Annotated in this window: 18 protein-coding genes and 1 pseudogene; 9 read left to right on the top strand and 10 right to left on the bottom strand. The window is 66.0% G+C overall.

Annotation, left to right across the window (positions count from 1 at the left end; genetic code table 11):
- Positions 1-131 precede the first annotated feature (131 nt).
- A complete protein-coding gene (locus AC629_RS16070; protein WP_084805784.1) occupies positions 132-3,188 on the bottom strand; it encodes an ATP-binding protein in 3,057 nt (1,018 codons plus the stop codon).
- Positions 3,189-3,445: 257 nt separating this feature from the next.
- Here AC629_RS16070 and AC629_RS16075 point away from each other — a divergent pair, with 257 nt between their 5' ends.
- Positions 3,446-3,940, top strand: a complete 495-nt coding sequence (locus AC629_RS16075; RefSeq protein WP_084805786.1) for a hypothetical protein — start codon at positions 3,446-3,448, stop codon at positions 3,938-3,940.
- Positions 3,941-4,185: 245 nt separating this feature from the next.
- A pseudogene (locus tag AC629_RS16080) lies at positions 4,186-4,455 on the top strand (carotenoid oxygenase family protein); the annotation flags it as partial.
- Between the two features lie 311 nt (positions 4,456-4,766).
- Here the strand turns inward: AC629_RS16080 and hutC are convergent.
- Positions 4,767-5,510, bottom strand: coding sequence for a histidine utilization transcriptional repressor HutC (gene hutC, locus AC629_RS16085; protein ID WP_084805790.1), 744 nt, complete (start codon positions 5,508-5,510; stop codon positions 4,767-4,769).
- Positions 5,503-6,927: a formimidoylglutamate deiminase gene (locus AC629_RS16090; protein ID WP_084805905.1), complete on the bottom strand. Its 1,425-nt coding sequence runs from the start codon at positions 6,925-6,927 to the stop codon at positions 5,503-5,505. Before AC629_RS16090 ends, hutC begins: the two co-directional genes overlap by 8 nt.
- 123 nt (positions 6,928-7,050) lie before the next feature.
- Here AC629_RS16090 and hutI point away from each other — a divergent pair, with 123 nt between their 5' ends.
- From hutI to AC629_RS16110, 4 genes are read left to right on the top strand one after another with little or no spacing between them, the layout of a single operon-like run.
- Complete coding sequence (gene hutI / locus AC629_RS16095; RefSeq protein ID WP_084805907.1) at positions 7,051-8,253, top strand: imidazolonepropionase; 1,203 nt, start codon at positions 7,051-7,053, stop codon at positions 8,251-8,253.
- Entirely contained in the window at positions 8,250-9,071 is an 822-nt protein-coding gene (gene hutG / locus AC629_RS16100) for an N-formylglutamate deformylase (protein WP_084805792.1), read from the top strand. The genes hutI and hutG overlap by 4 nt, the downstream gene beginning before the upstream one ends.
- A 26-nt stretch (positions 9,072-9,097) precedes the next feature.
- Complete coding sequence (gene hutU, locus AC629_RS16105) at positions 9,098-10,762, top strand: urocanate hydratase (RefSeq protein WP_084805794.1); 1,665 nt, start codon at positions 9,098-9,100, stop codon at positions 10,760-10,762.
- Positions 10,762-11,334 carry a HutD/Ves family protein gene (locus tag AC629_RS16110; protein WP_084805796.1) on the top strand — a complete coding sequence of 191 codons (573 nt, stop codon included), beginning with the start codon at positions 10,762-10,764 and terminating at the stop codon, positions 11,332-11,334. Before hutU ends, AC629_RS16110 begins: the two co-directional genes overlap by 1 nt.
- Before the next feature lie 161 nt (positions 11,335-11,495).
- Here the strand turns inward: AC629_RS16110 and AC629_RS16115 are convergent, their stop codons facing one another.
- From AC629_RS16115 to AC629_RS16145, 7 genes are all read right to left on the bottom strand, one after another.
- Complete coding sequence (locus tag AC629_RS16115) at positions 11,496-12,899, bottom strand: FAD-binding oxidoreductase (RefSeq protein WP_084805797.1); 1,404 nt, start codon at positions 12,897-12,899, stop codon at positions 11,496-11,498.
- Positions 12,899-13,903: a pyridoxal phosphate-dependent aminotransferase gene (locus AC629_RS16120; protein WP_502693017.1), complete on the bottom strand. Its 1,005-nt coding sequence runs from the start codon at positions 13,901-13,903 to the stop codon at positions 12,899-12,901. Before AC629_RS16120 ends, AC629_RS16115 begins: the two co-directional genes overlap by 1 nt.
- 115 nt (positions 13,904-14,018) lie before the next feature.
- Positions 14,019-14,627 (bottom strand): carboxymuconolactone decarboxylase family protein, encoded by a 609-nt coding sequence (locus AC629_RS16125; protein ID WP_084805801.1) that lies wholly within the window; start codon positions 14,625-14,627, stop codon positions 14,019-14,021.
- A gap of 27 nt (positions 14,628-14,654) precedes the next feature.
- Positions 14,655-16,208, bottom strand: coding sequence for a histidine ammonia-lyase (gene hutH / locus AC629_RS16130; RefSeq protein ID WP_084805804.1), 1,554 nt, complete (start codon positions 16,206-16,208; stop codon positions 14,655-14,657).
- Positions 16,209-16,222: 14 nt separating this feature from the next.
- Positions 16,223-17,017 (bottom strand): ABC transporter ATP-binding protein, encoded by a 795-nt coding sequence (locus AC629_RS16135; RefSeq protein WP_084805806.1) that lies wholly within the window; start codon positions 17,015-17,017, stop codon positions 16,223-16,225.
- A complete protein-coding gene (locus AC629_RS16140) occupies positions 17,014-17,916 on the bottom strand; it encodes an ABC transporter permease (protein WP_084805807.1) in 903 nt (300 codons plus the stop codon). The genes AC629_RS16135 and AC629_RS16140 overlap by 4 nt, the downstream gene beginning before the upstream one ends.
- A gap of 94 nt (positions 17,917-18,010) precedes the next feature.
- Entirely contained in the window at positions 18,011-19,000 is a 990-nt protein-coding gene (locus AC629_RS16145; RefSeq protein ID WP_168195502.1) for an ABC transporter substrate-binding protein, read from the bottom strand.
- 103 nt (positions 19,001-19,103) lie between these two features.
- Here AC629_RS16145 and AC629_RS16150 point away from each other — a divergent pair, with 103 nt between their 5' ends.
- From AC629_RS16150 to AC629_RS16160, 3 genes are read left to right on the top strand one after another with little or no spacing between them, the layout of a single operon-like run.
- Complete coding sequence (locus tag AC629_RS16150) at positions 19,104-19,928, top strand: IclR family transcriptional regulator (RefSeq protein ID WP_084805812.1); 825 nt, start codon at positions 19,104-19,106, stop codon at positions 19,926-19,928.
- Between the two features lie 3 nt (positions 19,929-19,931).
- Positions 19,932-20,930, top strand: a complete 999-nt coding sequence (locus tag AC629_RS16155) for an NADPH:quinone oxidoreductase family protein (RefSeq protein WP_084805814.1) — start codon at positions 19,932-19,934, stop codon at positions 20,928-20,930.
- Positions 20,927-22,129, top strand: coding sequence for a CaiB/BaiF CoA transferase family protein (locus tag AC629_RS16160; protein WP_084805816.1), 1,203 nt, complete (start codon positions 20,927-20,929; stop codon positions 22,127-22,129). Before AC629_RS16155 ends, AC629_RS16160 begins: the two co-directional genes overlap by 4 nt.
- Positions 22,130-22,136 lie beyond the last annotated feature (7 nt).

Here is a 22,136-nt window from a genome sequence, read left to right on the forward strand (position 1 = left end):
GGCCGCCTGGAGGCGGCCCTTCAAAAATGTCGAAAACAACCCCATGCAAAGTAGAGGCGACCTCCTAAGTCATTGCTTTGCCTGCGAAACTAAATTCACCCGTCGGGCAAAAAAAATCGGTACGACAAGTGTCAGGTGAGCCCATCGCCTTGGGCGAGCATCCCGGTCAACATCGCCTCGGCCCTGCGCTGAAGCGGCAGCGCACCGCTCTCGGAGGCGATCGCGATGCTGGCTCGCAGGGCGGCGAGAATGGCCGTCTTGTTCTCCGCACCAGAGGCCGGCGTCACAACGGCCTCGCCGAGCAGGGCCTCGGCCTCGAGGCCCGAAAACCCCTGCTGGCGGGCGGTGTTGCGCGCCTCGCGCAGGATGTTATGCGCGGCCTGAACGTCACCAAGGCGGCTGGTGGCGAGCGCAAGGTAGATCGAGCTGCGCAGCACCGCCGAGGTATAGCCGACCGCCTTCGCCTCCTCGCGCGCCTCGGCCAGCATGCCGCGCGCACGGTCGAATAGCCCCTGCTCCAGATAGGCGATGCCGAGATGGCAGGCGAGCACCGGCACGAACAGCCGGATGCCGTGCTTCTGCGCCAGCACGAAACCGTCCTCGAGAATGGCCGCGGCCGCCGCCGGCTCGTTGCGGCCCAACTTCAGCCAACCGCCGCTATAGGCGGCTGCAACGCGGTCGTAGGGACGGTTGGTCTCCTCTGCGATCGCGGCGGCCTCTCGCTGGAGCTGTTCGGCGGCGTCGAGCTCACCCATGACGGTGTGGGTGATGCTGTTCATCATGCAGCAGAGCAACAGCAAAGATCGTGGGGTGGTGCCGATCGGTGCACTCGCTGCCGGGCCAGCGAGATGGGCGCGGGCCGTGGCCAACATCTCTTCAGCGCCGTGGTAGCGACCGGCGAGAAAATAGGCCTGCCCGAGACCATATTCCGCAAGATTGCGCCAGCCTGGATTACCCGAGGTTTCCGCCAGATGCACGACCTCTTGGCCGATCGAGACAGCTTCGGCGGGCGTTCCATAGAAATTCTGCGCCCCCGCTCTCATGGTCATCGCCGCGACCTTGCGGCCGATGTCGTTAATCGCATCGGCTCGCCGTTCGGCTTCTCTTCCTAAGTCAAAGGCTTCGGCGACACGCCCGGATCCCGCAAAGGCCAAGCGAGCCTCCATTCGGAGATCGATGGCATCGGTTTCCCGCGAATGCGTCATTGGGGTCTTGTCAAGCGACCCCATCGCAATCTCGAAATAGTCGACCGCATCGGCATAGGCTGAGCGAACCAGACATTTTCGAGCAGCGTTTCTGCCGTGACGAAAGGCCTTTTGCCAGTTCTTCGCTCGTGTCGCGTGATAGCAGAGCGCGTCCGGGCCGTCGGCCCATGCTTGATCATTCTCGAGAGCCGCGAGAATACCCGCATGTACGCCTTCGCGTACCTTTTCGACCATCGAATCGTAGGTCACTTGCCTGACCATCTCGTGCCGAAATTCGAGCGAGTCTTCCAATTCACTATCGATCCTGACCAGCAGCTCCGCCCGATCCAGCGCGGTGAGACAATCCTGCAGGACGTCTTCCGGGAGGTCCGCCACTTTCCGCAGCATGGCCTGGTTTGCTCGAGGTCCAAGCGCCGCAGCGATCTGAAGAAGCGACCGCTCCTGCCGCGACACGCGATCCAGCCGCGCCGCGATCACCCCCTGAATGCTGCTGGGGATGCCGAGTTCGTCAATCGGACGCGCGAGGGACAGGTCACCCCACTGACCGAGAAGCGTGCCGCTGTCTTTCAGACTGCGGCAGACTTCCTCGATGAACAGCGGAACGTTGGCCGTATGAGCGACGATCCGATTTTTCAGGTCCGCGTTCGTCGTGGCGGGGCCAAGCATTTCCGCGAGCATGGCCAGTCCCGAATCGTCGTCTAGGGGCCGCATCGCCACGATTTCCGCGTGGCAGCGTGCGATCCACACCGGCATTCCATTAGGCCGGGTTGTTAGCAGCACCAGCAGATCGGGACGCTGCAGTCCCGCGAGGGCGGCCACAACCGTATCGCTGGCCCGATCGATCCAGTGCAGGTCCTCGATCAGAAGGATGGTACGCTGGCGACGAACCACGCTCTCGACGATCGCGCAGCTTGCATCTGAAATAGCGCGACCGCGCGCGTGAGGCTCCAGTTCGTCCCATTGCGAATCTGAAATCGGCAGGTCCAGTACCGCATCGACGGCCCGCTGCTGCACCACCGGCAGCTCGCCAATGAGATCGCCCGCCCTGACCGGATCCCTCGCAGCCGCATCGAGGATTGAAAGCAACAGGCGCTTGAGTGTGCTATATGGTGCACCCTGGAGGTTCGGACTGCACTCGGCGTCGATCAGCCGCCAACCACTCGCCCGGAGATCCTGTGCGAACTCATGCGCAAGCCGTGATTTTCCAATGCCGGCGTCGCCCATCAGCAGAACCGTCTGCCGGCCGGCACTGACCCTTTCCGCAGCGCGCCATAGCAGCGCCCGTTCCGTCGTGCGATCTACGAAACGGGAAACACTACGCGCGCGTCGGACCCGCCAACTGGAAAGGTCGCTCGCGCCCATGACCCGATACACGGGCAGGGGTTCGCCAAAACCACGGAATGCTTTGCGGCCCAGGAATTCGAAGCGGACATGTCCGTCCGCGAGCTCTTGGCAGGCCTCGGACACGTAGATCTGATTCGCCTCGGCCGCCGCCTCCAGCCGTGCGGCCAGATGCTGGGCAGCCCCGCCGATCTCGTAGACTTTGGAAAATTCGCTGGAGACCATGTAGGCGACGACGTGCCCGGAATGGAGGCCGACCCGGACCTGAAGCCTGGGATCGCCTAAGCCTGTGACGCGCCGAACAAGCTCGATGGCGGCATGGCAGGCGAGCGGAGCATGGTTGTCATCGGCAATCGGAGCGCCAAACACCGCGGCCAACCCGTCACCCAACTCCTTGCTGACGATGCCACCGAACTGGCGTACCGCGCCTCTCATCGCCGCAAGAGCCGGCTCTAGGCGCAGCACCGCCTCCTCAGGCTCCAGCTCAGCAACAAGACCCGTGGAATCGACGACGTCAGCGCGAAGAATCGTCACAAAACGTCGTTCGCTATCGGGATCGACGCGCTCGCGGACCGCCGCCCCGCATTTGGAGCACCAGCTGTCGCCCGGACCAATCGCCGACTGACACGCGAAGCAATGCATTCCAGCGCCTTCAACGACTGCCTCGGCAGTCCCGCTCGAACGCCCGTGAGGCGTTCGATCCAACAATACCTATAGGAAAGCGCATGGCAATCGGGCTTGCGACATACACGATGCTACAGGATGGTGGCACTCTGGACGAAGTACAGTCCTAAGTGGTAGCGTGACTGCGCACTACAAATCGCGTGATCGGCCGCAGCGTGACTCGTATTTTCGGCCGCTACAGGTTTTGACAAACAGACATATCGAGGAAAGAGGCGATGGCCGGACTGGTATATAGCGGCAAGGCATTTCGAGACTTAATGAACAGCAATTACTATCCTTTGACGAATATGAAAAAGAGCGTCGCTAAGCTCAAGGCGTCCGACGACATCGACCTGCCAACTTTGGAATACGGCCAATACCACCTGATTTTGAACCCGGCATCGAAGTGGCCGCAGGGAAGCGCCAAGTATTGGCATAAGGAGAAGGGCCGGGCCCGCGTCGACCTCAGCACCCAGCCGAACACGGTCCCATTGTCCAAGGATGAGCCCGGCGTCATTCCTCTGACGCGATGCGACCTGCTCGATGCCTGCGTCCGGAAATGCTTCAATTCCGAGCCCCCGATCCCGATGAAGACGAAGATCATCACCCACGCGGCAAGCGATGCCTACGCGCACCGGCACGAGATCCGGCTGGAGTGGGAGTATCGCAATGGCGAGGACAAGGCGCCGACGCTGCTCAATCTGACGATGGTCTGCCCGCACAGATCCTGATCTTCAGAACAGGAAAATGACTGTCGCCGCCGCCCGCGCGCTACAGGCGCGCGGGCTTGTCGTTTGCTGAGATCAGGGCCTTCCTCGCGCTCACCAAGACCGCGCGAACGAAGAAGCTGCCGGTCCGGAAACATTGACCAGCGCGAGCCGAGGAAGAATGAGACCGACGTGCTTGCGACCGACAAGGGCCCGATGATTCTGCCAAAACTCTACCGCCCGACCTTGCCTCCGAACAGTACACGACCGTCCGCAAATACGAACTCAGCTCCGGTCGCAGCACGGCTCATGATTTCAGAACCGGCTTGCCGAGCGAGTTCACCTATATTCCGGGCGAGGGCGCGCGGGGCGAGGATCATGGCTGGCTGATCGGATTCGTCTGTGACCTCACGCGCGGCACAAGCGATCTGATGATTCTCGATGCGCAGAAGATCGAGGCAAAGCCCGTGGCGCGCATCCAATTGCCACGGCGCGTTCCGCAAGGCTTTCACGGCAACTGGATGCCTGACGCCCGATAGGCCGGGCCGCAATCGCCATCGCGCGTCTAAGACGCGCGATGGCCCTACCCCTTCTTCCGATCACCCATTGGCGACATTGGCCAATTCCCCCCGCGTTCAGAACGCGACGCTCTCCGACGAAGCGTACAGGGTCGAGCCAGCTGGGATACGCTTACAGATATCGACGGTACACGTTGCGCAACGTAAGGCGTATGCCGATCTGGTTGTATGGCCAAGTGGATCCCGCACGCCGACTCTCACCCGCGCATGACGCAGAATGAGCTGGAAGCGCCACACACCAACGATGGTCCGCACGCGCCAAGCGCGTTCGCTCACACCGGCGCGGGGCTGAACCGTGCGACGAGCTGGTAGCTACTGCCGGGGTAGGACAGCGTCACATGGGTGATGATGTGCCCGCCGTAGCGGGTGCGGCGGTCAACCACGAGGCAGGCGTCGCCCTTGGCGATATCGAGGTGCCGCGCGACCTCTTCGGAGGCATTCACCGCGCGGATGTGATGCTCGGCCTCGCTCCACGGCACCTTCTTCAACAGCCAGTTGCCCGGCGAGATCTCGGTGAAATCGACCACCGCCGCGGACGGCACCGCTTCGAGATTGATCAGGCGATTCTCGACCACCACGGGCTTGTCGTCGGCGAAATGAATGCTGGTCAGCGCCAGGATCCGCGCGCCGGCCTCGACATCGAGGCGGGCAGTGTCGCGCTTGGTCGCCTTGCGTTCGCGGCGGTCGACCAGAGCGATGCGGTAGGCCTTGCCTTCGCGCTGGATCTCCGCCTCGGTGTCATGGATCTGCAGCACATTCCTCTCGGCGCTGGGCTGCGCCACGAAGCTGCCGGAGCGGCGGCGACGCACGATCAGCCCGGAGGCGGCGAGCGCGCTCAGCGCCTTGTTCACCGTCATGCGCGAGCAGCGGTAGCGCTCGAGCAGTTCCTGCTCCGAGGGCACCCGTGTCCCCGGCGGCCAGTCGCCGGAAACGATCGCGGTCTCCAGCGCGTGCTGGATCTCCGCATAGCGCGCCACGCCGGTCTGTCGCGGCCGTGGCGTGCGCCGATCAGGCATCGAGCAGCCTCCCAAGTAACTTCTCCAGCGTTACGCGATAGCGCGCCGCGATAGCGTCGCGCTGCAGGTGACGGCCGCCCTCCACCACCTTGACGCCGCCGGTGAACACGCTGTCGACCGCCGGGCGGCCCGGCACGAAGATCCAGGAATCCAGCCAGTGCTCACGAGCGACTGTGGAGAAGCTGGTGTGTTCGGAATCCAGCACCACGATGTCGGCACGCTGGCCGGCAGCGAGCGCGCCGATCGGCCGGCCGAGCGCCTGCGCGCCGCCGGCAAGCGCTGCGGTGAACAGGCGGTGACCGGTGGATTCGCCGGCCTCGGTGGTCATGAGGTTACGGCCGCGGCGGCCGAGCCGCTGGCTGTATTCGAGCAGCCGGAGTTCGCCAGCCGCGTCGATCTCGATGTTGGAATCCGAGCCGACACCGAGCCGGCCGCCGGCGGCGAGGTAGTCTGGGCCGTTGAAGATGCCGTCGCCGAGCGACGCCTCGGTGATCGGGCACAGCCCGGCCACCGCCCCCGACGCCGCCAGCCGCCGTGTCTCATCCCCCGTCATGTGGGTGGCATGGATCAGGCACCAGCGTGCGTCAACCGGCATGTGGTCGTAGAGCCAGGCCACCGGCCGCGCCCCGGACCAGGCGAGGCAGTCCTCGACCTCCTTCACCTGCTCGGCGATGTGGATATGGATCGGACCCTGCGGCGTCGCCTTCACTACTTCGGCGAGGGTTTCGGGCGTCACCGCGCGCAGCGAATGTGGTGCGATGCCGACCGCGGTCGAAGGCAGCCGCGCCGCAGCCGCACGCGTCGCCTCCACCAGCTTCAGGAAGCGATCGGGATCGTTGAGGAAACGGCGCTGGCCCGGCACCGCAGGCGCGGCGCCGAAACCACCATAAGCATAGAACGCCGGCAGCAGGGTGAGGCCGATACCGGTGCCGCTGGCCGCCGCGACGATGCGCGCCGCCATTTCTGCGAGGTCCGCATAGGGCGTGCCGTCGGCGCCGTGGTGGATGTAGTGGAATTCGCCGACCGCGGTGAAACCACGCTCCTGCATCTCAGCATAGGCATAGGCTGCGATCGCCTCGACATCTTCCGGCGTAAGGCGGCCGAGGAAGCGGTACATCACGTCGCGCCAGGTCCAGAAGCTGTCGTCGCTGGGGCCGCGCCGCTCGGCAAGGCCGGCCATGCCGCGCTGGAACGTATGGCAATGCAGGTTGGGAAGTCCCGGAATCGCGATGCCCTTGACCCGTTCGCCGCCCGTGCCGGCGGCATCGGGCGCGACGTTCGAGATCACCCCGCCCTGAACCGTGACACGCACATCGCGCGCCCAACCGTCCGGCAGAAAGGCGTGGTCGAACACAAGGGTGCGGGCCGCCCCGAAATCCTCTGCGCCCGCCGCGGCAGGGGTCTGAGATCGTGTCATTCGGTCGGCCTCCATGCTTGCTGACATCTTATGTATAGACAATTAGGTCGCGGTCGGCAATTATGTATAGACAATTAAGCGCCCATGGCGGAGCCGTGCGGCGAAACATCCTGCGAGGGAGACATGCGGTACGACAAGATTTGGCTGGATGCGCGGCTGGTCACCGTCAACCCGGCTGCGGCCGGGCTCGGCATCATCGAGCGCGGCGCGATCGCCGCCAAGGACGGTCGCATCGCCTATGTCGGCTTGCAGGCCGACCTACCCAGCGGCTGGAGCGCGACGGAGACCGTGAAGCTCGACGGCCGATGGGTCACCCCGGGCCTTGTCGACTGCCACACCCACCTCGTCTATGGCGGCAACCGCGCCCATGAATTCGAGCTGCGCCTGGCCGGCGCAAGCTATGAGGAAATCGCCCGCGCCGGCGGCGGCATCGTCTCCACCGTGAAGGCGACGCGGGCCGCGAGCGAGGACGACCTTGTCAAGACCGCGCTGCCGCGGCTCGACCACCTGTGCGCCGAAGGCGTCACCACCATTGAAGTCAAGTCGGGCTACGGCCTCGACCAGGACAGCGAGATCCGCCTGCTGCGCGCAGCGCGCCGGCTGGGCCGCGAGCGCAAGGTGGACGTGCTGACCACGTTCCTCGGCGCCCATGCGATGCCGCCGGAAACGACCGACAAGGATCAGTTCATCGCGCAGGTCTGCGCCATGCTGCCTGCGATCAGCCGCGAGAAGCTCGCGGACGCAGTCGACGCCTTCTGCGAGGGCATTGCGTTCTCGCCGGAGCAGACCGCGCGGGTGTTCGTTGCCGCCAAGGCGGCCGGCCTGCCGATCAAACTGCATGCCGACCAGCTCTCCAACCTGCATGGCGCGCGGCTCGCCGCTGAGCATGGCGCGCTGTCAGCCGACCACCTGGAATACACAGACGAGAACGGCGCGGCGGCGATGGCAAAAGCCGGCACCGTGGCGGTGCTGCTGCCCGGCGCGTTCTACGTGCTGCGCGAAAAGCAGCTGCCGCCGGTTGACGCATTCCGCAAGCATGGCGTGAAGATTGCGATCGCCACCGACAGCAATCCCGGCACCTCGCCGATCACCTCGCTGCTGCTGACCATGAACATGGGTGCGACGCTATTCCGCCTCACCGTGGACGAACTGGTCGCGGGCGTCACCCGCGAGGCGGCCCGCGCGCTCGGCCGGCTATCGGACATCGGCTCGCTGGAGGCCGGCAAATGGTGCGACCTTGCGATCTGGGACATCGAGCGCCCGGCCGAGCTGGTCTACCGCATCGGGTTCAACCCGTTGCATCAGCGAATCTGGAGGGGAGCATGACATCCTGGCTGACAGTGCGCCGCGGCGACGCGCCGCTGATCGTTTCGTTTCCGCACACCGGCACCGAGATTCCGGCCGAGTACGACCGCCGACTGGTGTCGCCCTGGCTCGCACGGAAAGACGCTGACTGGTGGATCGACAAGCTCTATGACTTCGCCGCCGACCTCGGCGCCACCACGATCCACACCGCGATCTCGCGTACCGTGATCGACGTGAACCGCAACCCCACCGGCGTCTCGCTCTATCCCGGCCAGGCGACCACCGAACTCTGTCCCACCACTACCTTCGACGGTGAGCCGCTGTACAAGGCTGGCGCCGAACTCGATCCGGCGGAAGTGCCGGAGCGCCGGGCGCGCTATTTCGATCCGTATCACGCGGCCATCGAGCAGGAGATCGCGCGGCTGCGCCAGATCCATCCGACCGTCGTGATCTACGACTGCCACTCGATCCGCTCGGTGATCCCGCGCCTGTTCGAGGGCGAATTGCCTAACTTCAACATCGGCACCAATTCCGGCGCGAGCTGCGATCCGGCGCTGACCGCCGCGGTCGAAGCCCATTGCGACGCCACCAAGTTCAACCGCGTCACCAACGGCCGCTTCACCGGTGGCTGGATCACCCGCCGCCACGGCGATCCGAAAAGCGGCGTGCACACCATCCAGATGGAGCTCGCCTGCCGCGGCTATATGCCGGAGACGCTCGGCCCTGTCGGTGAGGGCGAATGGCCCACCGCCTATGACCCGGCCTACGCGCGGCCGATGCGCGAGGCGCTGACCGCCATCCTGAATTCCTGCCTGCGCTTCGCGCGGCAGGCGACCTGACTGATCGTTTCACCGAGGAGACCCCTATGACCCGCATCGACAACACCCGCATCATCCGTGCGGCGCACGGCACCGAGCGAACGGCCAAGAGCTGGCTGACCGAGGCGCCGCTGCGCATGCTGATGAACAACCTCGATCCCGATGTCGCAGAAAAGCCGGGCGAGTTGGTGGTGTATGGCGGCATCGGCCGCGCCGCCCGCACCTGGGAGAGCTTCGACCGCATCGTCGCCTCGCTGCGCGATCTCGAAGAGGACGAGACCCTGATCGTGCAGTCGGGCAAACCGGTGGCCGTGTTCCGCACCCACCGCGACGCGCCGCGCGTGCTGATCGCAAACTCCAATTTGGTGCCGCACTGGGGTAACTGGGACCACTTCCATGAGCTCGATCGCAAGGGCCTGATGATGTACGGCCAGATGACGGCCGGCTCGTGGATCTACATCGGCTCGCAGGGCATCGTGCAGGGCACCTACGAGACCTTTGTCGAGGTCGGCCGCCAGCACTATGGCGGCAGCCTCGCCGGCAAATGGATCCTGACCGCGGGGCTCGGCGGCATGGGTGGCGCGCAGCCGCTGGCCGCGACCATGGCCGGCGCCTCGTGCCTCGCCATCGAGTGCCAGCCGAGCCGCATCGAGATGCGCCTGCGCACCGGCTATCTCGACGTGCAGGCCAGGGACCTCAAGGACGCCCTCGCCATCATCGAAAAGGCCTGCAAGGAGAACAAGCCGGTCTCGGTCGGCCTGCTCGGCAACGCCGCGGAGATCTTCCCGGAGTTGGTACGCCTCGGCGTCAAGCCGGATGTTGTCACCGACCAGACCTCGGCGCACGACCCGGTCAACGGCTACCTGCCGAAGGGCTGGACGCTGGCGGAATGGGAAGCCAAGCGCGAGACCGATCCGAAGGCGGTGAACGCGGCATCGCGGCGCTCGATGGTCGAGCATGTGCAGGCGATGCTCGACTTCCATAAGATGGGCGTGCCGACCCTCGACTACGGCAACAACATCCGCCAGATGGCGAAGGAAGAGGGCCTCGCGAACGCCTTCGATTTCCCGGGCTTCGTGCCGGCCTATATCCGCCCGCTGTTCTGCCGCGGCATCGGCCCATTCCGCTGGGCGGCGCTGTCGGGTGATCCGGAGGATATCTACAAGACCGATGCCAAGGTGAAGGAGCTGCTGCCCGACAACAAGCACCTGCATAACTGGCTCGACATGGCGCGCGAGCGCATCAAGTTCCAGGGCCTGCCGGCGCGCATCTGCTGGGTCGGCCTCGGCGACCGTCACCGCATCGGCATGGCGTTCAACGAGATGGTCGCCCGTGGCGAGCTGAAGGCGCCGATCGTGATCGGCCGCGATCATCTCGACTCCGGCTCGGTCGCAAGCCCGAACCGCGAGACCGAGGCGATGAAGGACGGCTCGGACGCGGTGTCCGACTGGCCGCTGCTCAACGCGCTAATCAACTGCGCCAGCGGCGCCACCTGGGTGTCGCTGCACCACGGCGGCGGTGTCGGCATCGGCTACTCGCAGCATGCCGGCATGGTGATCGTCGCCGACGGCACGCCGGAGGCCGGCAAGCGCCTCGAGCGCGTGCTGTGGAACGACCCCGCCTCGGGCGTGATGCGCCATGCCGACGCCGGCTACGACATCGCGATCGACTGCGCCAAAGAGCACGGCCTCAAGCTGCCGAGCGTCGGCTGATGCGGATCCTTCGCGCAGCCGCCTACCGGCGGATGCCCTGGAAGAACGGCGGCGGCGAGACCATCGAGATGGTGGTCTCGCCCGCCGGCGCGTCGTTCGACACCTTCGACTGGCGCCTCAGCATGGCCCATGTCGGCGCGCCGGGACCGTTCTCGCTGTTTCCCGGCATCGATCGCACGCTGAGCGTGATCGAAGGCCACGGCCTGACGCTGAAGCTGCCCGAGCGGGAAGTCACGCTCGATCGGCAGACCGCACCGTTTGCCTTTCCCGGCGACGTCGCCGTCGACAGCACGCTGGTGGATGGGCCGATCGACGACCTCAACGTCATGACCCGCCGCAGTCGCTGTCATCATCGGGTGCAGCGGCTCAGCCTTGCCGCATCGACAAAGCTCGCCCTGAGCGGAGAGATCGCCGTTCTTGTCGCCATCGGCGGCAGTGTCGAACTCGCGACCGGGTCGCAGACCGTCACGCTCGCCCCCAAGGACGCCCTCGAAATCAACGACGTCACCACCCTCACCGTCACGCCGCAAGGCACGGCGGACCTGTTCGTGGTCGAAATCGCGTTCGGGTGAGTGAGCCATGCCGCCAGCATCATGATGGCGGCTCAGCATTTTCTGCGTCACGCGCGGGCTCGCCCCGCGCATCCAGCTTCCACGGACCGTAGTGTGAGCCTTTAAAGCTGGATCACCGGGTCTCGGCGCGCCACGCGAGTTCGCCGCCGATCTCGGATCGACTACAGAATTTTCCCCGGATTCAGCAGCCCCCGCGGATCGAACGCCGCCTTCAGCCGCTGCATCGAGTCGACCTCCGTGGCCGAACGCATGCGGCGCAACGCCATCCGCTTGATGGCGCCGATGCCATGCTCGGCGCTGACGGTGCCACCGAGACCAAGAGCGACCGTCTCGATCGCCTCCGTCACCTCGCCCCAACGCGCCTTGAACGCCTCGCCGGTCATGCCGGGCGGCGGCAGCACATTGAAATGGATGTTGCCGTCGCCGACATGGCCGAACGGCACCGGCCGGCAGCCGGGCACCACAGCCTCCACTGCCCGTGTCGCCTCCGCGACGAAAGCGCCGATCGCCGCCACCGGTACCGCCGAATCGCTCTTCAGGCTGCCCGGCGTCTCGATCATGGCATGAGCGATGCCCTCGCGCAGCGCCCACAACGCCTGACGCTGCGCCTCGGAGGCCGCGACCGTGCCGTCGATTACGACACCATCCTCGAGCGTCGCGGTGAACAGCTCATCGACCGCGCGTGAAAGATCGAAATAGGGGCTGGCGCTGTCGGCCTCCAGCAGCACTGCCCACGGCGTCACCGTGGCAAACGGCTCGCGTGCACGGCCAACATGAGCGAAGTGCAATTCCAGCCCCGCGCGCGGCAGCACCTCGAAGGCGCTGATCGCCTCGCCGAGCGCGGCGCGCGCCCGCACGAACAGGTCGAGCACAGCATCGAGCGTGGGCAGTCCGAGGCACGCGGTGGCGCGCACCGCCGGCGCCGGCCGTAACTTCAGCGCCGCGGCGGTTATCAGCCCGAGCGTGCCCTCGGCGCCGAGGAAGAGCTGTCGTAGATCGTAGCCGGCGTTGTTCTTGCGCAGCGGCGACAGCTGGCTGAGCACCTCGCCGTCCGCCAACACCACCTCGAGCCCGAGCACCTGCTCGCGCGCCATACCATAGCGCAGCACGTTGTTGCCGCCGGCATTGGTCGCAAGATTGCCGCCGATCTGGCTGGAGAGGCCGCCATGGTCGAGGCCGAGCAGCCGGCCGGCCCTCGCCGCCGCCTCGCGCGCCTCATGCAGGCTGCAGCCCGCCTCCATCACCATGACATCGCCGACCGTGTCGACATGGCGGATGGCGCGCATCCGTTCGAACGAGATCACGACGCTTGGGCGATCGGCTGCCGGCGCGGCGCCGCCAGCAAGGCCGGTGCCGCCACCGCGCGGCGTCAGCGCGATGCCGGCATCGCAGCACGCCCGCACCACCGCTGCGACCTCCGCCGTGGAACGCGGCCGCACCACGGCAAGCAGAGGACCATCGGTCTGCAGTGCGAAGTCGCCGCGATAGCCGGCGAGATCCCCGGCCTCATCGAGCACGCCGCCGTCTCCGACCAGCGCCCGCAACGTGGCCGGAAGCGCCGTCATCACGCCACCATCACGTCGCGGATCGCGGCGAGGAACGCATCGGTGTCCTGCCGCGTGCCGACGGTGATGCGCAGCGCGCCAGGCGTCTGCGGCCAGGGGAACGGCAGCACGAAAATATTCTTCGCCCGCAGCTGCTGCGCGATCGCTGCCGCCGGCCGCGGCGTCACCACGGTGACAAAGTTGGCCGCGCTCGGCAACGGCTGGAAGCCGAGAACCGTCAGCCCTTCCGCAAGGCGCACGCGCTCCGTCGCGGTGTGGTCGAGCAGTTCGGCGAGATGGCTCGTCTGGTCGAGCGCGGCACGGGCGGCAGCGAGAGCCACCGCATTGACGCTGAAGTTGATGCGGATCTTGCGGTAGGCATCCGCAAGCTCCCGCGAGTTGGTGATGCCGTAGCCGACACGGGCGCCTGCGAGGCCATAGGCTTTTGAGAAGCTGCGCGTCGCGATCCACGGACCGCGCCGCCGAGCCAACAGCGGCAGGCTCTCCGGCCCGTCGGCATGCCGGCCGAATTCGTAATAGGCCTCGTCGAAATGCAGCAGCACGTGATCCGGCAGCTCACGCACGAGTTGCTCGATCTCGGGGACGCCGAGCAGGCCGCCGGTCGGGTTGTGCGGCGAGGCCACGAACACCAGGCGGGTCTTCGGCGTCACCGCCTTCAGCGTCGCCTCGATATCGACGACGCCATCGGCACGCACCGCGACGCCGACATGGGTCGCGCCGCGCATGGTGATGGTCTTGGCGTAGGTCGGGAAGCCCGGCACCGGCGCCACCGCCTCATCCCCCTGGTCGAGGGAGATGTCGGCGCTGGCGTAAAGCAATTCGTTGGAGCCGGAGCCGATCACGATGTGATCGGCTGGCGCGCCGGTACGCCGCGCGAGTTGCGCGATCAGGTCTCTGCCGTCATGGTCCGGATACCGGTTCAGGCCAGCGGCCGCGCGTTGCATCGCCTCGACTACGGCCGGAGCCGGCGGAAACGGCGATTCATTGAGATGCAGGCTGCGCACCGGCAACGCCTCGCCGAGATCCGGCGGCGTCACCTGGGGTGGAACGGTCTCCAGCCGCTGGATGCGCGGCGTGACGACGCTTTCAAGCTCTGTCGCTTCAGCCATTTTCGTTGCGTCAACCATGAGACCAGTCATCCGGATTCTCGGAGTTGCCCGGCGACAGGCCTAGGATATCGCCGTCGGTGGTGACGCCGAGGCCGAGCACCGTGCGGTTGGCGTAGTTGAAATAAGCCACCACCTGGTTGACCTCGAGAATGCGGCCGTCGTCGAAGCCTGCCGCCCGCATCGCCTCGAGCCGGGTGCGCAATTCGTCCTGCGCCTGCGGCTTCAACGTCAGCGCCTCGGCGTAGCGCAGCGCCGCGCCCTCCGCCGCCGTGAACACGTCGGCGAAGACGCCTGCCTGCAGTGCACGGCGGATCGCCGTAGCGCGGTCGTCGTTCTTCAGCAGCCGTGTGAGGCCCGCGAAGTGATGATCGACGCAATAGGCGCAGGCATTGAGCGAGCTGACATAGACGCCGAGCGTCTCCAGGAACCACTTCGGGATCGCGTTGGAGGCATGATGCAACACGTATTTGTAGAGGGCCATGTGGCCCTCCATGCTGTGCGGCCGCAGGCTGTGCGCCAGCATTATGTTGTCGACGTTATCGTCAGGGCCCTTGATCCGATCATACAACGACCGCAGGCGGCCTCCGGCCTCGGTATAGGGAATATGCGAGATCCACATCGCGTCTTGTGTCCTTGTGCTTAACGGTCAGGCAACGTCGTCAAACAGCGGCGCGCCGGCGATGTCTCCGAGGGAGCCGGCGCCGAGCATCCGTCTTGCGGTGGCGATGTCCGGCGCGAGATACCGGTCCTGGTCGAGTCGGGCGACCTCGGCGCGCAGCCGCTGCACGGCATCCGCAAGCAGCGCCGCCGGCTTTAGCGGCCGGTGGAATTCGACGCCCTGGGCGGCGGCGAGCCATTCCAGCGCCAGGATGCCGACCAGGTTCTCGTTCATCTGGGCGAGACGGTAGGCGCCATGGCAGGCCATCGAGACATGGTCTTCCTGGTTGGCCGAGGTCGGAATCGAATCCACGGACGCAGGGTGGGCTAGCATCTTGTTCTCGCTGGTCAGCGCCGCGGCGGTGACCTGCGCGATCATGAAGCCGGAGTTGAGGCCCGAGTTCTCGATCAGGAATGACGGCAGGCCGGACAGCGTCGCATCCACCAGCATCGCCTGGCGGCGCTCCGACAGCGAGCCGATCTCGCAGATCGCGAGCGCGATGATGTCGGCGGCGAACGCCACCGGCTCGGCATGGAAGTTGCCGCCGGACAGCACGTCACGCTCCGCCGGGAACACCAGCGGATTGTCGCTGACGGCGTTGGCCTCGATCGCCAGCACGCTCGCGGCATAACGCAAATTGTCGAGGCAGGCGCCCATCACCTGTGGCTGGCAGCGCATGCAGTAGGGGTCCTGCACCTTGAGCGACGCGCGATGGGCTTCGCGGATGGGGCTGCCATCGATCAGGCGGCGGTAGATCGCCGCAACATCCTGTTGGCCGCGATGGCGACGCACCGCCTGGATGCGGGCATCGAACGGGGTATCGTTGCCGCGGCAAGCTTCCAGCGCCAGCGCACCGGTGACGAGACCGGCGCGCAAGTTGTCTTCGGCGGCGAACAAGCCGGACAGCGCCAGCGCCGTCGAGACCTGGGTGCCGTTGATCAGCGCGACGCCTTCCTTCGGCCCGAACGTCATCGGCGACAGCCCGGCATGACGCAGACCCTCGGTCGCCGGCAGCACCTTGCCCTGGTAGCGTACCTCGCCCATGCCCATCAGGGCTGAGGCCATGTGCGACAGCGGCGCGAGGTCGCCAGAGGCGCCGACCGAGCCCTTGGCGGGAATACAGGGATAGACACCGGCGTTGGCCAGCGCCAACAGCGCCTCGACCACCTTCCAGCGCACGCCGGAATGGCCCTGCGCCAGCGCACTGGCCTTCATCACGAGGATCAGCCGCACGAGATCGTCGCTGAGCAGTTCGCCGGTGCCGGCGCTGTGCGAGAAGATCAGGTTCTGCTGCAGCTTCTCGAGCTGGTCGTTCTCGATGCGCACGGCGGCGAGCTTGCCGAAACCGGTGTTGACCGCATAGATCGGCCGCCCGGTGCTGATCAGGTCGAGGATCGCCGCATGGCAGGAATCGACCACCGCGCGGGCGCCGTCGGCGAGACGCACGGCCGGCGCCTCGCGCAGGATGCGCCGCCAGGTCGACAGCGTGACCTGTCCCGGCTCGATGATCACGTCATTGGCGACGTTCGTCTGCTTGTTCATTTGTCCTCTTCCGATTAACCCAACAACAGCGCGTCGTCCGAGAGCTCCTCGCCCTGGTCGCGCTTGAACAATGCCAGCAGGTCTGAGACCTGCATGGCGGCCCGCTTGTCGCCTTGCGCATCGAAAATGATGCGGCCGCGGTGGAACATGACGGTGCGGTCGCCATAGTGCAGCGCTTGCGCCATGGAGTGGGTGACCATCACCGAGGTGAGCTTGAGCTCAGTGACGATCTCTCGCGTCAATTCCATCACGAACTCCGCGGTCTTGGGATCGAGCGCCGCGGTGTGCTCGTCGAGCAGCAGCACCCGCGTCTCGCCGGTCGTTGCCATCAAAAGGCTCACCGCCTGACGCTGGCCGCCCGAGAGCAAGCCGACCTTGTCGTTGAGACGGTTCTCGAGGCCGAGCTTGAGCAGCTTGAGGCGCTCCGCCGCCCGCTCGCGGATCGTCTTGTCGATCGCGAAGCGGAAGCCGCGCGGCTGGGTGCGGCCGTGCGCCAGCGCGAAGTTCTCCAGAATAGTAAGGTCCTCGCAGGTGCCCATCTTGGGGTCCTGGAACACGCGGGAGATCAGCCGCGAGCGCTGGTGGATCGGCCAGTCGGTGACGTTCTGGCCGTCGACCACGACCTTGCCGCAGTCCGGCCGGACGAGGCCCGCGATAACGTTGAGCGAGGTCGACTTGCCGGCGCCATTGGAGCCGATGACGGTGAGGAACTGGCCGCGCGGCACGACGAGATCGAGCTCGTGCAACGCGGTGGCTTCGAGCGGCGTGCCCTTGTTGAAGGTAACGCGGACGTCGCTGACTTCGATCATGACGACTTCCTCTTCAGGAGCTTACCCATTCCCGAGCGGGACGACTGGCCGACCAGGGTGACGACGACGAGGATCGCGGTGACGAGTTGCACGTCGGACGCCTTGAGGCCGAGGAAGTCGGCATTGAGCGAGAACGCCACGGCGAAGCGATACAGCATGGCGCCGAAGAGGCACGCCAGCGTCGCTTGCGCGATGGTGCGCACCGGCAGGATCGACATGCCGACGATCACCGAAGCGAGGCCGATGATGATGACGCCGATGCCCATGTAGGCGTCGGCGGCGCCGAAGCTCTGGGCGAACATCGCGCCCGCGAGCGCGGTGAGCGCATTTGCCATGCCGAGGCCGAGCAGCTTCATACGACCAACATTGACACCGTTGGCGGCGGCCATGGCCGGATTGGCGCCGGCCGCACGCATGTTCATGCCGAGCCCCGTATGCAGGAACAGGTCGAGCAGCACCTTGATCGACAGGATGATGACCGCGAGCAGGAGCGGGCTCAGGATGTAGGCCGGAATGCCCCAGCCTTGCACCGCCGAGAAGATGGTGTGGGCGCCAAGCAGCGGCTTGTTCGGCCCGCTCATGACGCGCAGGTTGATCGAGTAGAGCGAGATCGAGACCAGGATGCCGGACAGAATGTGCAGGATGTTGAATCGCACATTGAGGAAGGCGGTCACGAAACCGGCGCCGAATCCGGCGATCGCCGCGACGAGCGTTGCCGGCCAGGGATTCCAGCCGAAATTGACGATCAGGATCGCCGCCACTGCGGCGCCGAGGGGGAAGCTGCCTTCGACAGTGAGGTCCGGGAAGTCGAGAATGCGGAAGGTGATGAAGGCTCCGAGGGCCACGAGGCCGAATATCAATCCGACTTCGACAGTCCCGAGAAGTTCGTAGAGCGACATGAGATACGATCTTTCTGGTGTAATTCGCCGATAGCGATGAACGGCGTGACGGCAGCGGCGGCCGGTCCAAGCCGGCCGCCGCCGCGCATCACGGTCAGTTCACGGTTCGGGTCGCCCGCTTCAACACCGCTTCGGGCAGCGTGACGCCCGTCGCCGCGGCGGCACCCTTGTTCAACACCACCACGAAATTCGGCAGCTTCTGGTAGGCGATCACGGCATCGACGTCGCCCGGCTTGGCGCCTGCCAGGATCGTGGCGGCCATGTGGCCCGCCATGCGGCCGACTTCGATGTAGTCGAGACCGACAGAGGCGATCGCCCCGCGGTCGACGCCGCGGGTCTCGCCGGTGAACACCGGAATCTTGGTTTCCTGGCCGACCTTCACCACGGTCTCCAGCGCCGCCACCACCGTGGTGTCGTTGGGCACGTAGATCGCGTCGACGTTGCCGACCAGCTTCTTGGTGGCGGGGATTACCTCGTTGGTGGTCGGCGCAGCCGCCTCCACGATGGTGATGCCGAGCTTGCTACCTTCCTCGCGCAGGCGCTCGAGCGTCGCGTTCGAGCTGTCGAGGCCGGGATTATAGATGAAGCCGAGCTTCTTCAACTTCGGCACGATCTCGTGGAACAGGATGAGCTGCGCGGCGAGCGGCGGCGCGTCGGACACACCGGTGATGTTGCCACCCGGCGCCTTGAACTGCGGAATGAGCTTGGCCTTGATCGGGTCGGTGACAGTGGCGAACACGATCGGCACCGAATTGGTGACGCTGGCCATCGCCTGCGCGGTCGGTGTGGTGATGGCGACGATCAGGTCGGCACCGTCGCCGACGAACTTCTTGGCGATCTGCTGCTGGGTCGAAGCGTTGCCGTTCGCGGTCTGGTACTCGACCTTGATGTTGCGGCCGTCTTCGAAGCCACGTTCGGCGAGTCCCTTGAGCACGCCTTCCTTGGTTTCCACCAGTTGCGGCACCTCGACGACGGTGGAGATCATCACCTTCTTCTGTTCGGCTGCCGCGGCCACGCCGCACATCAGCGCGGTTGTTGCGCACGCCAACAGAGCGACCCGTGCCTGCCGCAAAACTCCCCTCATTCTTCTCTCTCCCATTTCGGTTGATGCTCGAAACACATTCCGTCAGCCCGGCAACCAACTTCTCTCTTGCCAATATGTGGCATTGTGTTCCACAATATGAGCAATGAATGAGACATCTGTCAACATCGCGCCCGAGGAAGCGCCGACCTCCACCGCAAACACCGCGGGCGTCGGTCTTCTGAAGAAGGCCTTCCAGATCCTGGACCTTTTCACTGATGAGCGGCCGAGCTGGACGCAGTCGGAATTGGCGCGGGATACCCATCTGGCGCGCTCGACGCTGAGCCGCCTGGTCCGCTTCCTGTGCGCGACCGGCTACCTGATGGAGCAGCGCGGCCGCTACACACTCGGCTTTGCCGCCATCGATCTCGGCCGCCGCGCCCAATTGCAGTTCGACCTGGTCGGGCTGTGCCAGAACATTCTTGAGGAGCTGTCACAGACCACCGCCGAAACCGTCATCCTCACCGGCTATGACGACATTCATGCCAGCGTGGTCTGTCTCGCGCAGATCCCGAGCCGCCACGGCGGTCTGCGGGTGTTCGAGCAGATCGGCACCGCCTACCCGCTGCATTCGGGTGCGACCTCGAAAGCCGTGCTGGCGTTTCTGCCGCAGCGGCAGATCGACACAGTGCTCGCCGGCGACCTGACTGGGGTCAATCCGAGTTCAACCATGCCCGCGGACGCCCTGCGGGCGCAGCTCGACGGCGTGCGCGCGGACGGCTTCGTGGTGACCTATGAGGAAACCTATCCCGGCGTAGTCGGCGTCGCCACCCCGGTGCTGACGCCGCGCAACCAGCCGCTCGGCTCGATCGCCATCGCCGCGCCGACGCAGCGAATGAACCAGGCCGAGCTCGACGCTTACGCCAAACTGCTGGTCGACGCCGGCCGCCGCGTCGCGGCCCGGATCGCCGGCGCCACCAACGGTGATTGAGAGATGACTGCTGCTACCATGCGCGCCTGGCGCTCAGCTACTGCCGGCCTCGACCATCTCGAACAGATCGACGCTCCAATACCCGCTCCCGCCGCCGAGGAGGCGCTGGTGCGGGTGGAAACCGCGGCGCTGAATTTTTCCGACCTCTTGATGATCGACGACCGTTACCAGGTGCGACCGCCTCGCCCGTTCATTCCGGGCCAGGAGGTGGCGGGCACGGTGGTCACCGCCGGTGAGCACTCCGGCCTCCGGGTCGGCCAGCGCGTCGCCAGCAAGGTGCTGTGGGGCGGCTTCGCCGACTACGTCGCGGTGCGCGGCGACATGGCGATCCGCATCCCGGACGGAACTTCGACTGCCGCGGCGAGCGCGCTGCCGGTGGTCTACACCACCTCCATGGTCGCGCTCACCGAGAGCACGACGGTGAAGGCCGGCGAGACCGTGCTGGTGCTGGCGGCGGCCGGCGGTGTCGGCCTCGCCGCAGTGGAGATCGCGCGCCATCTCGGCGCGCGGGTGATCGCCGCAGCCGGTGGCGAAGACAAGTGTGCGCTGACGAAAGCCCATGGCGCCCATGAAGCGATCGACTATCGCAACGAAGGCTGGAGCGAACAGGTCAAGCAGCTCACCGCCGGCCATGGCGCCGACGTGATCGTCGATCCGGTCGGTGGCGCTGCTGCCAAGGAGGCGATGCGGGTGATGGCCTGGGAAGGCCGTTTCCTCGTGGTCGGCTTCACCTCGGGTGAAATTCCCCAGATCCCCGCCAACCGCCTGCTGCTGAAGCGTGCCGCGGCGATCGGCGTCTACTGGAATCACGACCGCGACACCGCGATGCTCACGCGCGTCTCCGCGCGCCTTGCCGAGCACCTGCAGGCTGGCGCGATCCGCCCGCATATCGGCGCAACCTTCGCCTTCGACCAGTTGCCCGACGCGCTGCGCGCGCTCGGCGACCGCAAGACCACCGGCAAGGTCACTATTGACCTGACGCACGACGAGGCCGCGCAATGAACCAGCTGCTCCCCGCCCACCTGTTCGCAGGCCTCCGCGTGCTCGACCTGACGCGCGTGATGTCGGGCCCATTCTGCACCGCGATGCTTGCCGACCTCGGCGCCGAGATCATCAAGGTGGAATTGCCAGGCTCCGGCGACGAGAGCCGCTATTTCGCGCCCCACGTCAATGGCGAGAGCACCTATTTCGCGCTGCTCAACCGCGGCAAGCGCAGCATCACCATCAACATGAAGTCGCCAGAAGGCATCAGCCTGATCCGTGACCTCGCGAAGAAGGCCGACGTGCTGGTGGAAAATTTCCGCCCCGGCGTGATGGAGCGGCTCGGACTCGGCTACGACGTGCTGAAGGCCGACAATCCGCGGCTGATCTATGCCTCGATCTCCGGCTTCGGCCAGCAGGGCCCGCTCGCCGACCTGCCGGCATTCGACCTCGTGATCCAGGCGATGAGCGGACTGATGAGCGTCACCGGTGAAGCCGGGGGCCGCGCCACCGCGGTCGGCGAGAGCGTCGCCGACGTCACCACCGGCATGTTCGCTGCATGGGGCATTGCCGCCGCGCTGTACGACCGCGAGCGCAGCGGCACCGGCCGGTGGCTGGAAGTCGCCATGCTCGATTCGGTTTTCTCCATGCTGCTGACCAATCTGTCGCGGCGACTGTTCACTGACAAGCCGACACGCCGTGTCGGCAACCGTCATCCGGAGACCTACCCGGTCGACAGTTTTGCGACCAAGACCGGCGATATCGTGCTGGTCGGATTCTCCGAGGCCATCGTCAAGCGCATCTTCGAGGCGATCGGCCGTCCGGAGCTGACCGCCGATCCGCGCTTCAAGACCAACCCCGACCGCAACACCCATGAAGCTGAGCTGCGCGCCATCCTTGCCGACTGGGCGGGCGGGCTGACGCAGGACGAGGCGCTGGCGCGGCTGCGCGCCGCGGACGTGCCCGCCGCGCCGGTGTGGTCGCTCGACGACGTGCTCGCAAGTGAGCATGCGACTGCGCGCCAATTGCTGGTGCCCGGCCACAACGCCAAGCTCGGCGACATCAAATTCGCCCCGCAGCCGGTCCGGTTCGCGGGAACGCCAGCGCCCGCACCGATGCGCGCACCGACGCTCGGCGAGGATACCGAAGCCGTCCTGCGCGACGAACTCGGCCTCGACGAGGCCAGGATTGCCGCCCTGCGTGCGGCAAAGACCGTCTGAAGGAAAG

The sequence above is a fragment of the Bradyrhizobium sp. NAS80.1 genome (genome assembly GCF_001908205.1).
In the GTDB taxonomy this organism is placed as follows: domain Bacteria; phylum Pseudomonadota; class Alphaproteobacteria; order Rhizobiales; family Xanthobacteraceae; genus Bradyrhizobium.